This window comes from Flavobacterium koreense, assembly GCF_054776075.1.
Window position 1 is genome coordinate 180,686 of the sequence record NZ_BAAHCF010000012.1, and the last position, 12,133, is coordinate 192,818.

8 protein-coding genes are annotated in these 12,133 nt (G+C 32.7%); 3 read left to right on the forward strand and 5 right to left on the reverse strand.

Going from position 1 to position 12,133, the window contains the following annotated elements:
• Positions 1-5 precede the first annotated feature (5 nt).
• Together ACYU7A_RS06990 and ACYU7A_RS06995 are read right to left on the reverse strand one after the other, a co-directional pair.
• The gene (locus ACYU7A_RS06990) at positions 6-2,273 is read right to left on the reverse strand and encodes a glycoside hydrolase family 20 protein (protein ID WP_460575273.1); all 2,268 of its coding nucleotides are present in this window, start codon (positions 2,271-2,273) and stop codon (positions 6-8) included.
• A 96-nt stretch (positions 2,274-2,369) separates the two neighbouring features.
• Positions 2,370-4,964, reverse strand: coding sequence for a sodium-translocating pyrophosphatase (locus ACYU7A_RS06995; RefSeq protein WP_460575275.1), 2,595 nt, complete (start codon positions 4,962-4,964; stop codon positions 2,370-2,372).
• Positions 4,965-5,240: 276 nt separating this feature from the next.
• Here ACYU7A_RS06995 and ACYU7A_RS07000 point away from each other — a divergent pair, with 276 nt between their 5' ends.
• Positions 5,241-5,630 carry a DoxX family protein gene (locus ACYU7A_RS07000; protein ID WP_460575415.1) on the forward strand — a complete coding sequence of 130 codons (390 nt, stop codon included), beginning with the start codon at positions 5,241-5,243 and terminating at the stop codon, positions 5,628-5,630.
• Here ACYU7A_RS07000 and ACYU7A_RS07005 read toward each other — a convergent pair.
• From ACYU7A_RS07005 to ACYU7A_RS07015, 3 genes are all read right to left on the reverse strand, one after another.
• Entirely contained in the window at positions 5,627-6,220 is a 594-nt protein-coding gene (locus ACYU7A_RS07005; RefSeq protein WP_460575277.1) for a DNA-3-methyladenine glycosylase family protein, read from the reverse strand. The genes ACYU7A_RS07000 and ACYU7A_RS07005 overlap by 4 nt on opposite strands.
• 150 nt (positions 6,221-6,370) lie before the next feature.
• Positions 6,371-8,857: a DUF5686 and carboxypeptidase-like regulatory domain-containing protein gene (locus tag ACYU7A_RS07010; RefSeq protein ID WP_460575279.1), complete on the reverse strand. Its 2,487-nt coding sequence runs from the start codon at positions 8,855-8,857 to the stop codon at positions 6,371-6,373.
• Between the two features lie 79 nt (positions 8,858-8,936).
• Positions 8,937-9,914, reverse strand: a complete 978-nt coding sequence (locus ACYU7A_RS07015; protein WP_298303726.1) for a pyruvate dehydrogenase complex E1 component subunit beta — start codon at positions 9,912-9,914, stop codon at positions 8,937-8,939.
• A gap of 263 nt (positions 9,915-10,177) precedes the next feature.
• Between ACYU7A_RS07015 and ACYU7A_RS07020 the strand changes: the two genes are divergently transcribed.
• Positions 10,178-10,924, forward strand: coding sequence for an electron transfer flavoprotein subunit beta/FixA family protein (locus ACYU7A_RS07020; protein ID WP_298307949.1), 747 nt, complete (start codon positions 10,178-10,180; stop codon positions 10,922-10,924).
• A 94-nt stretch (positions 10,925-11,018) separates the two neighbouring features.
• Positions 11,019-11,987 carry an electron transfer flavoprotein subunit alpha/FixB family protein gene (locus ACYU7A_RS07025; protein ID WP_460575281.1) on the forward strand — a complete coding sequence of 323 codons (969 nt, stop codon included), beginning with the start codon at positions 11,019-11,021 and terminating at the stop codon, positions 11,985-11,987.
• Positions 11,988-12,133: the final 146 nt, after the last annotated feature.

Consider the following 12,133-nt stretch of genomic DNA (forward strand, 5'->3'; position numbering starts at 1 on the left):
TTTTTTTATTCCACACCAATTTCATCAATAAACAACCATGCATTCGAACCAGCGCCTGGATTTCCTTCCGGAATTTTACCCAGATTTGAGGCAATAACTTTTATGAATTTTGCATTTACGGATTTTACTTCAATTGTAATTTCTCCTCTTTTTTCAATTATTTCTTTTGCTGAAATTGATTGCAAACTTTTGAAATTTACACCATCATCGGATAGTAAAAATTCAATATTTTTTGGAAAATAAATCCAACTTCCTTCATTAGCCAAGCTACTTATTGAAACTTTATTTATAACCTCAACTTTTTCTAAATCGATGATTGCAACCATATCTTTACCTGAAAATCCGAGCCAATCGCGACCAAATTTTTGTCTATCACCAATAACACCATCAACTAAGGTAAAAGCGCCATTTGCTGCATAACTTTCGCTTGGTTGATTTTGTAAAGAAATCTTTTTGCCTGTTGCTTTATTTATAGAAAATGATTGTTCGATGGTTGCGCTTTTTTGTTCTCCATTTTCAAAATAAGCAGCTTTAATTGTTTGACTTTTTGTTATTGCAATTGGATTTTGATAGCTATTAGAATTTAAACTAGGATTAGAACCATCAGAAGTAAATCGGATTCCTTCTTGATTTTTAGAGGATTTTATTGAAAATAGAATGTTTTTATCAACTTCTGACTGACTTATTTTGGAAGTTAATTCGAAAATCGCCTTGCTGTAATTGATTTTATTTTCTTCAAAAAATTGAAAATGTTGTATCATTCTATCTTGAAACTCTTTATATTTTTCAGTATTAGATGTGCCCCAAAGCACTTCTGAAAGCGCCAACATTCTTGGGAAAATCATATATTCAACTTTATTCGCATCTTCCATGTATTCGGTCCAAACATTTCCTTGTGCGCCCAAAATATAATTAGCTTCATTTTTATTTAGAGTTGTTGGTGTTGGATTAAAACCATACACTTTTTCAACTGTTGTGAAACCTCCGATTGCCAAAGGTTCGTTTTTTGGTTCACCTTGATAATGATCAAAATAGCAATGTGATCCTGGAGTCATTACTACAAAATGATTTTGTTTAGCAGCTTCTATTCCTCCTTTTGTTCCGCGCCAACTCATTACTGCAGCATTTGGTGCCAAACCACCTTCGAGAATTTCGTCCCAACCCATTATTTTTCTTCCTCTGCTGTTTACAAATTTTTCAATTCTTCGAATAAAATAACTTTGTAGTTCATGCTCGTCTTTCAAACCTTCTCTTTTTATCACAGATTGGCAATTTGCACATTTTTTCCAACGAGTTTTCGGACACTCATCTCCACCAATGTGAATATATTCTGATGGAAATAAAGTCAACACTTCTGATAAAATATTTTCTAGGAATTCGAAAGTTTCTTCTTTTGGACAAAACACATCATCTAAAACACCCCATTTTAATGCTACTTCAAATGGTCCGCCAGTGCATGAATATTGAGGATATGAAGCTAATGCAGCTACTGCATGTCCAGGCATTTCAATTTCAGGAACTACGGTAATGTGACGTTCTGTTGCATAAGCTACAATTTCTTTAATTTCCTCTTGGGTGTAGAAACCACCATAAGGTTTATCATCAAATTTTTGTTCTCTGTAGTGACCAATCATCGAGCCTTTTCGCCATGCTCCGATTTCGGTAAGTTTTGGATATTTTTTTATTTCAATACGCCAACCTTGATCATCAGTTAAATGCCAATGAAAAACATTCATTTTGTATCTAGCGAGATAATCAATATACTTTTTAATAAACTCTTTTGGAAAGAAATGTCGGCTTACATCAAGGTGCATTCCGCGCCATTTGTATTTTGAGTAATCATTTATCTGTAAACAAGGTATTGATATTTTATTCTTTTTATCAGAAGGAATTAATTGTAAAAGTGTTTGAATTCCATAAAAAATACCTTGATTTGAAAATGATGTTATTGTGATTTTACTATTTGAAACATTTAATTCATAGTGTTCTTTATCAAAATTTATAGTGTCTGGAAGTTTCATTATAAGCTGAATACTATTTGAACTATAAACTTCACTTATACTTAAATCTAATCCTGATTTTGATTTAAGTATTTCTTTCAAATATTTTGCTTCAAAAGAATTTTCAGAAGCTTGTATTGTAGTTTTATCATTAAGTACAAAACTTCCTGAGCCTAACTCTACTTGAGAAGGATATGGAATTATAGGTAATTGATTTTGCGAAAAAACAGTGTTGAAAATCAATAGTAGTAAAAATAAAAATTTCTTTTTCATGCAATTTTGAATTTATCAATGGCTAAATTTACATAAAAAAAGTCAAAAAAAATGCCCCACTTTCGTGAGGCATTTTATATAAAACATTTTATTCTATTATTTTAAAGCGTCAACTTTAGCTTTTACTTCAGCTTCAGTTCCTTCAATAATTTCTTCCGTTACTTTACCATTATTTGTTTTAGTAACAGTAGCTTTAACTTTATCATTACTTACTTTTTCCATGATAACTTTAACTGAAATATTTTCTTTTACTTCACCTTTAAATTTACCATTTTCATCGTACATAGCCATACATTTAGCTTTGTCTTCTGCAGAACAACCATTTTTATCGCACATTGCTGCACATTCCTCTTTGGTCATTGAAGCGCATTTGCTCATATCGCATTTTCCTGTAGCTGCACCTTTAACTTCGCATGAAGCATTAGTACATCCTTTTTCTTCACATTCCTCTTTGCTCATTGAAGCACATTGTTCAGTTTTAGCACAACATGATGCTTTTGCATCATCAGAATGTCCGCTTCCTAAAATTGGAGCTATTACTAAACCAATTAAACAAGTTAATTTGATTAAAATGTTCATCGATGGACCAGAAGTATCTTTAAATGGATCTCCAACAGTGTCTCCAGTTACAGCAGCTTTGTGAGCATCAGAACCTTTGAAAGTCATTTCTCCATTGATTTCAACACCAGCTTCAAATGATTTTTTAGCATTATCCCAAGCACCACCAGCATTGTTTTGGAACACAGCCCAAAGTACACCTGAAACAGTAACTCCAGCCATATATCCACCTAACATTTCAGCGATTAATTGGTTGTTATCTCCGTAAACTAATTTACCTAATAATACAATTGCAATTGGGAAACCAATAGTCATAACTCCAGGCAACATCATTTCACGTAATGCAGCTTTTGTAGAAATTTCAACACATTTACCATATTCTGGTTTACCAGTTCCTTCCATAATTCCTGGAATTTCTTTGAACTGACGACGTACTTCATATACCATGTCCATTGCAGCTTTACCTACAGAGTTCATTGCTAATGCAGAGAACACTACAGGAATCATACCTCCAACAAATAACATTGCTAATACTGGAGCTTTGAAGATATTAATACCATCAATTCCTGTAAAAGTTACATAAGCAGCAAATAAAGCTAACGATGTTAAAGCAGCAGAAGCGATTGCGAAACCTTTTCCTGTTGCAGCAGTTGTGTTACCAACTGAATCTAAAATATCTGTTCTTGTACGAACTTCTTTTGGTAATTCACTCATTTCAGCAATACCACCTGCGTTATCAGAAATTGGTCCGAAAGCATCGATTGCTAATTGCATAGCCGTTGTAGCCATCATCGCAGAAGCAGCAAGAGCCACACCGTAGAAACCAGCTAAAGCATAAGTTGACCAGATTGCTCCAGCAAACAATAATACTGTTGGGAATGTAGAAATCATACCAGTAGCTAAACCAGCGATTACGTTAGTTCCTGCACCAGTTGAAGATTTTTGTACAATTGCCAAAACTGGTTTTGTACCTAAACCTGTATAATATTCAGTTACTGATGAAATAGCTCCACCAACAAATAATCCGATTAAAGAAGCATAGAAAACTCTCATTGAAGAAATATCTTTTAATCCTTCTCCAAAGAATGTCATTTTCATAGTTTCTGGTAACATCATTTTTACAAGGAAGAAACAAGCAACTGCTGTTAATGCAATTGAAACCCAGTTTCCAATGTTTAATGCTTTTTGAACTTGAGCTTCTTTAGCATCATCACTAGAGATTTTTACTAACATTGTACCGATGATTGAGAATAAAATTCCAAAACCAGCGATAGCCATTGGTAATAAAATTGGACCGATTCCACCAAAAGCGTCTTCGATTTTACCACCCATATCTTTAATTACATAGTTACCTAAAACCATTGCAGCAAGAACTGTAGCCACATAAGAACCAAATAAATCTGCACCCATACCAGCAACGTCACCTACGTTATCTCCAACGTTATCTGCAATTGTAGCAGGATTTCTTGGGTCATCTTCTGGAATACCAGCTTCAACTTTACCTACTAAGTCAGCACCAACGTCAGCAGCTTTTGTATAAATACCACCACCAACACGAGCAAACAATGCAATAGATTCAGCTCCAAGAGAGAAACCTGCAAGCGTTTCAAGAACAACTGTCATATCTTCAGTGTTTGTCCAAACGCCACCAGGCATAAAATATCTAAATAGTAATATGAAGAATCCTGTTAAACCTAAAACTGCTAAACCAGCAACTCCAAGTCCCATTACAGTACCACCACCAAAAGAAACTTTTAATGCTTGTGGCAAACTTGTACGAGCAGCTTGAGTTGTTCTTACGTTAGTTTTAGTTGCAATTTTCATACCCATGTTTCCAGCTAAAGCCGAGAAGAAAGCACCGAAAACAAACGCAATAACAATTAATAAGTGAGTTTTAACACCAGGCAAGAATGTGATACCAGCTAAAACCACACTTGCAATAAGTACGAAAACTGCTAATAATCTGTATTCTGCTTTAAGGAAAGCCAAGGCACCTTCGTAGATGTAATCTGAAATTTCTTTCATTTTTCCATCACCTGCATCTTGTTTTAAAACCCAAGATCTTTTGATTGCCATAAAAGCTAATCCAATTAATGCCATTACAATAGGCACATAAATCATCATTGATTCCATAAATATAATTTTTGTTATAAATTTTATCGGGTGCAAAAATAACAAAATTTTAAGAACTTATGCAACTTGATTCATATTATAAAAAGAAATGTGCTAAATTTATATAGTTAAGGCTTGAATTTTTCAATAAACATTATAAATAATTGGAATTTTGACAGAAATTATAGACTTTTGGAATGTATAATTACCAATTCAAAAAACTTAATCCAGTAAAAAATGAAGAGATTATAGTTATTTTCATCAAAAGAAATCAATAGAGACTTAGGCTTATTTCTTATTAGACTAATAGTAGGATTGCTTATGGCTTTTTATGGCTACGAAAAATTAATTCATTTTAATGAAATGGCAGCTTCTGAATTTTGGACAAAAAATGTAAATTTTTTAGGAATGAGTGGCTCAGTTCCATTGGCTCTAACTGTATTTGCTGAATTTTTTTGCAGCTTGTTTCTTATTGCTGGATTCTTAACAAGAATTAATTTGTTTTTCCTACTATTTTGTATGGCTTATATTTTCTTGGTGATTTTTCCATTTTCAATTTTAGATAAAGGTGATAATGGTTATCAATTTAATGATGCTTTTTTATATTTTATTATTTATCTTGGGTTATTTTTTACAGGACCAGGAAAATATAGCTTGGATCAAAAGTTATTTGGTAAAAACGATTAAATTTTATTTCTCTTTTTCAGATAATAATGCCAAATGGTAAAAGAAGCAAATGTTCTAAAAGGCTTCCAATGATTTGAAACTTGTTCCATTTCTTCTAATGATTGACAATTATACAATTCTATTAATGTGTTTTTAATTGCGATATCGCCAAGCGGTACAACATCTGGTGATTGAAGACAAAACATTAAATAAACTTCAATACTCCAATTTCCGACTCCTTTTATAGTGATTAATTCGGAGCGGATTTGCTGTTCGGATTTGGATGAAAAGCTATCGAAATTAATTTCGTTGGAAAGTACTTTGGTTGCTAAATCTTTGAGATAAACTATTTTTTGTCGAGATAAACCGCATGATTTTAATTCATCATCTGAAGAATAATAGATGTTTTCTGGTGTGATTTTCTTGAAATAATTTTCTAGTTTAACATAACATGCTTTGGCAGATTCTATTGAAACTTGTTGCTCAAGAATAATATGACACATAGAAGCAAATCCTTCTTCTCTTTTTTGAATGATAGGAGTGCCAAAATTTTCTAAAATATTTTTTAGCTTTTCGTCTTTAGAAATTAGAAATGTGATTGCTTGTTGCATAGTTTAGCCCAGATAGAAATGGAAAGCAATTTATTGAAAATGGCTGATTTTTGTTGAAGTAAAAAAGCGACCATAGAAGCTCTTTTTACTTTTTACAAAAATAGCTGTTTTGATAAATTCTTGTAATGGATAGCTGGAGATAGCTTCAAATTAAAAATAGAAACCAAATTCTCCTTTAATCGTAAAGTTATTTGTTCCTGGAATGTCTCTGTAATTTCCTCTCCAACTAGCATCAATTCGGAATACCTTGAATATGTTTCCGATTCCAATACTATATTCCCAATAAGGTTTTTTTGGAGCTTGATAAACCAAACCTGAGGCATTTATTAGTTGATTTTCTTGAGAAATTGTTCCATAAACTCCTCTAACACCAATTATTTCTCTCCAATTTAATTTTCTCATAAGAGGTATTCTAGACAATAATCGTCCCTGAAAATTATGATCCCATTGTAAAGTAGCATATTCGTCGGCTACAAACTCATAAAAATTTAGGTTACTAAATGTATTTCCAATAATAAAATAAGTTTGATTTCCTGGAACTACACTCATCAAACCAAGAGGCACTTGTCCGAAAGTTTTTCCAAGTTCCATTGTTAAGTTTGTTCTTCCTAATGGCCCTATTGTTATTGGTTGTTTGTAATACAATTGAAGTTTGCTGTAATCAAAATCACTATCTATTAATCCTTTAAATCCTTGACTATAATTTACAAAAAAGCGACTGTATGGATTATCTACATTGAGACGTTCTACTCCATAACCAACCGTTTTCTTGCCTGGCGTATATTCTACTTGGAGATTAACTTCAGATTGTTTAACTTCACTTTTTGTAGTTGTATAAGTATCATCAGAATAATAATCTAAACTAAATGTTGGTGAAGCTGATTCTAAGGTACGATAAGAAAATCCTGTTTGAAGAATTAAATTTTTAACTGGTTCAATTTCAACAGAAGCTGTTGTAAGATTGATGTTGGTTAATTTTCCATTATTACCAGAACTAAATAAACTTGAAGAAGCAAAACTTCTTCCCAAAACATCGTTTGTTGTTGTCAAACTTGCACCGATTTGCTCAACATCTCTTCTATTTCCTGCTGTAATAATGATACGCTTTTTAGAATCAACCATCCATTTTCCAGATAAGCCATATTTGAATTTATTATCATCAAATCCATAAGCTGTGTAGGCTTGCAAACGCCATTTATCATTTGGTCCAAAATAAGTTCTTCCTCCAAGTCGAACTCGAATCCCCTCTACTTCGTTATATCCGAAAGTTGAGAAAATGGGTCCGAAATCAATATTGCCTTTTTGTATATAACCACTTCCTAAGATGGTTACAAGATTATACATTTGCTTGAATTTTTTAACCGTTTTTAAAGTGTCAAGCATTTTGTAAACCCCAATTTCATCTTTATTTAGTTTTTCAAATCGGTTTTCTTCCCAATATTCATCTGACTTGGTGTAAACTTCATTATCAATAAAATTGACTTCTTCTTTATAAAACTTATCGGGTTTTACTTCGTTAAATTTATGATTTCTTACTAAAGTTGTTCGTTTTCCATAAACACCTTTAGATTCTTCTTTTTTGTTGATTGCAAAATCTGACATCATATAATCTCTGGTAAGAAGAAAAACAGAATCATTTACCACTTCAAATTCTTGCTCGATATAAATATCTTTAACCCAATTAATATTAGCACTTTTAGAAACCGCCATATTGATGGTTTTGATAGCATAAGTAGAATCATTAACCCAAAAATCTCCTTTAAAAGTTAGTTCGTTTTTTCTTCTTGGATAAAATACAATGTTGTAACACCATTTATTATCAATGAAAGAGCTGTCTCTTAAAACATAATTATAAACATCTATACCAGTAGTAGATAGTGGACTTGTAAAGCTTTTATCAAAAAAAGTTAGGTGATTATTATAGATATTGTAATCGTTGTAAAGGTCTTTAATGAAAGTGTTTACGCCATCGCCATTTCCTAAACCTGAGTTTTTGTTTGCTTTGATAATTGATTTTTCCTTCTTTAATTTATTGTCACCATAAACATCATACATAGACTCATTGATGAAAATTGGAAGATATGTTTTTCCTGTAACTTTAGAAGTGTCTACTTTATTGAAAACAAACTCCATTCCTTTGAAGATTTTTTGTTTCATAAAAGCACTATCTATGGTATTCAAATCAAATTCAACTTTCTCGTATTTTTCGTATTGATATTGATCAAACATACGCAAGCCATTCTTTCTTTTTCTTTCCCAAATTTTTCTCAGAATATCTAATGCTGGATTGTTTTTCTTTGAAGTTTTTCCTTTATAGATAACAACCTCTTGCAACATTTCCTCTTCATTCAAAACCACTTTCATGTTGTAAGTTACCAGCTTTTCTAAATCTACATCTTTAGTAGTAAAACCAACGAAAGCAACTACTAATGTTGTATAATTTTTTGATGATTCTAAGTAAAACTTACCGTTTTCATCACTAACAGTTCCTTCGTTAGAACCTTTAAACACGATATTTGCATAGGAAACTGGTTGATTTTTCTTATCAACAACAACTCCGCTTACTTTTGTTTGAGAAAAAACAAAAGAAGAAAAAAGAAGAAAAAGAACTATAGAAAAAGATATTTTTTTAAGCATAATACTATTTGCGAATTTTTGGTAAAAAAAAAGCTTCATCAAGATTTCTCCGATGAAGCTTCAAATATAATAGATTATATTATTTGTACATTACTTTTTTTACTGCTTTAACAACATCTTGCGCATTTGGTAACCATTCTTTCAATAAAGTTGGTGAATATGGCGCTGGAGTGTCAGCAGTTGTGATTCTTTGAACTGGCGCATCAAGAAAATCGAATGCTTTATCTTGAACCATATAAGTGATTTCTGAAGCCACACTTGCAAAAGGCCAAGCTTCTTCAAGAACTACCAAACGATTTGTTTTCTTAACAGAATTGATAATCGCATCATAGTCCATTGGGCGAACCGTTCTTAAGTCGATAATTTCACAAGAAATTCCTTCTTTAGCTAATTCGTCAGCAGCAATGAAAGCTTCTTTGATGATTTTACCAAAAGAAACGATAGTTACATCAGTTCCTTCTCTTTTAATATCGGCAACTCCTAATGGAATAATGTATTCACCATCTGGCACTTCACCTTTGTCACCATACATTTGTTCTGATTCCATGAAAATAACTGGATCATTATCACGAATTGCTGCTTTCAATAAACCTTTAGCATCATAAACAGTGGATGGAACTACAACTTTTAAACCTGGCGTATTAGCAAACCAATTTTCAAAAGCTTGTGAGTGTGTTGCTCCTAATTGTCCGGCAGAAGCTGTTGGCCCACGAAAAACCATTGGCATTGGAAATTGTCCAGCCGACATCTGACGCATTTTAGCAGCATTATTTATAATTTGGTCAATTCCAACTAATGAAAAATTAAAAGTCATGTATTCTACAATTGGACGACAACCGTTCATAGCTGAACCCACTGCAATTCCTGCAAAACCTAACTCAGCAATTGGAGTATCAATTACTCTTTTTGGACCAAATTCGTCAAGCATTCCTTTGGATGCTTTATAGGCACCATTATATTCGGCAACTTCTTCACCCATTAAATATACGGCTTCATCGCGACGCATTTCTTCACTCATCGCTTCGGCAATCGCTTCTCTAAATTGTATCGTTCTCATATATATTGTTTCTTAAAATCTATTTTGGATAGCAAAAGTAAAAATTAAAAATGATAAAAAAACATATTAAACCTAAATAATATCGCAGTCAGTCAATGGTTTTTTAATTCAACAAAAGTTAAATCTTCTGTTTGGCTTCCTTATAATAGTAGCGAAATCGATATAATACTGACTTTTTTTAAAAAAATAGTATGCACGCATACAAATATTCGAAATATATTTTATACTTTTACACTCAGAAAAAACTTTTTAAAAAATATATAATGAAAATATTAGTTTGCATCAGCCATGTGCCTGATACTACTTCAAAAATCAACTTCGTGAATGGCGATTCTGAATTTGACACCAACGGAGTTCAGTATGTTATCAATCCAAATGATGAATTCGGATTAACTAGAGCCATTTGGTTTCAAGAACAACAAGCAGCAAACGTAACTGTTGTGAATGTTGGCGGACCAGATACAGAACCAACTTTAAGAAAAGCATTAGCTATTGGAGCGAACGAAGCCATTCGTGTAAATGCAACTCCAACTGATGGTTTCTTCGTTGCAAAACAATTGGCAGAGGTTGTAAAATCTGGTGGTTATGATTTAGTAATCTGCGGAAAAGAATCATTAGATTATAATGGTGGAATGGTTCCAGGAATGTTGGCAGGTTTACTAGGATATAACTTTGTAAATTCAGCTGTTGAAATGACCGTTGATGGAACTTCTGCAAAAGTAGGAAGAGAAATTGATGGTGGAAAAGAAATCGTTTCTGCATCGTTACCATTAATTGTAGGTGGACAAAAAGGCTTGGTTGAAGAAAAAGACCTACGTATTCCAAATATGAGAGGAATTATGACAGCAAGAACTAAAGTTTTAACTGTACTTGAGCCAGTAGCAGCTGACAATAACACTAAAGCGGTGAAATTTGAAAAACCAGCAGCAAAATCGGCAGTGAAATTATTTTCAGCTGACGATTTAGACGGATTAGTTAGCGCATTACACAACGAAGCAAAAGTTATTTAAGAATTAGGATTCTGGAATTGGGATTTATAATCCTTAATCTAAACTCCTAACTCTCAAAATCCTTAATTAAAAAAATCCTTAATCCTAAATTATTATGTCAGTATTAATATATGCAGAATCAGCAGACGGAAAATTCAAGAAAGTTGCTTTCGAATTAGCGTCTTATGCAAAAAAAGTTGCCGAATCACTTGGCACAACAGTAACCGCTGTAACAGTTAACGCAGGAAATGTTTCTGAGTTATCTAAATATGGTGTAGATAAAGTTTTAAAAGTAACTAACGATAAGTTGGCTAACTTTAACGCAAAAGCTTACGCAGATTTAGTAAAACAAGCTGCACAAAAAGAAGGCGCAAAAGTAATTGTACTTTCTTCAACAACAGACAGTTTATACCTTGCTCCTCTTGTATCTGTTGGATTAGAAGCAGGTTTTGCTTCAAATGTTGTTGGATTACCACTTTCAACTTCACCATTTCAAGTAAAAAGAACCGCTTTTTCAAACAAAGCATTCAATATCACAGAAATTTCAACAGATGTAAAAGTACTTTCAATTAGCAAAAACTCTTTTGGTTTAGTTGAAACTGCTTCATCAGTATCTGAAGAAGATTTTGCACCAACATTAAACGATGCTGATTTTTCAGTGAAAGTTGAATCTGTAGAAAAAACTACAGGAAAAGTAACTATTGCAGATGCTGACATCGTTGTTTCTGGTGGACGCGGAATGAAAGGTCCAGAAAATTGGGGAATGTTAGAAGAATTAGCATCAGTTCTTGGAGCAGCAACAGCTTGTTCTAAACCAGTTTCTGATATTGGATGGCGTCCTCACAGTGAGCACGTTGGTCAAACAGGAAAACCAGTTGCAAGTAATTTATACATCGCTGTAGGAATTTCTGGAGCAATTCAACACATTGCTGGAATCAACTCTTCAAAAGTGAAAGTGGTTATCAACACTGATGCTGAAGCGCCATTTTTTAAAGTAGCTGATTACGGAATTGTTGGTGATGCTTTAGACATTGTTCCAAGATTGACTCAAAAATTAAAAGAATTTAAAGCAAATAATAGCTAAAAATAAAACTAACTCAAACGTGATAAGCTATCTGAAATTATTTTTAGGTAGCTTATTTTTTTTGTTTAAAAAAGAGAAAGTTTTTTGTTACTTTGCAATCAATAGAAATACAAAGTATTATTGTTTTCCAAATTTGATAAAATATA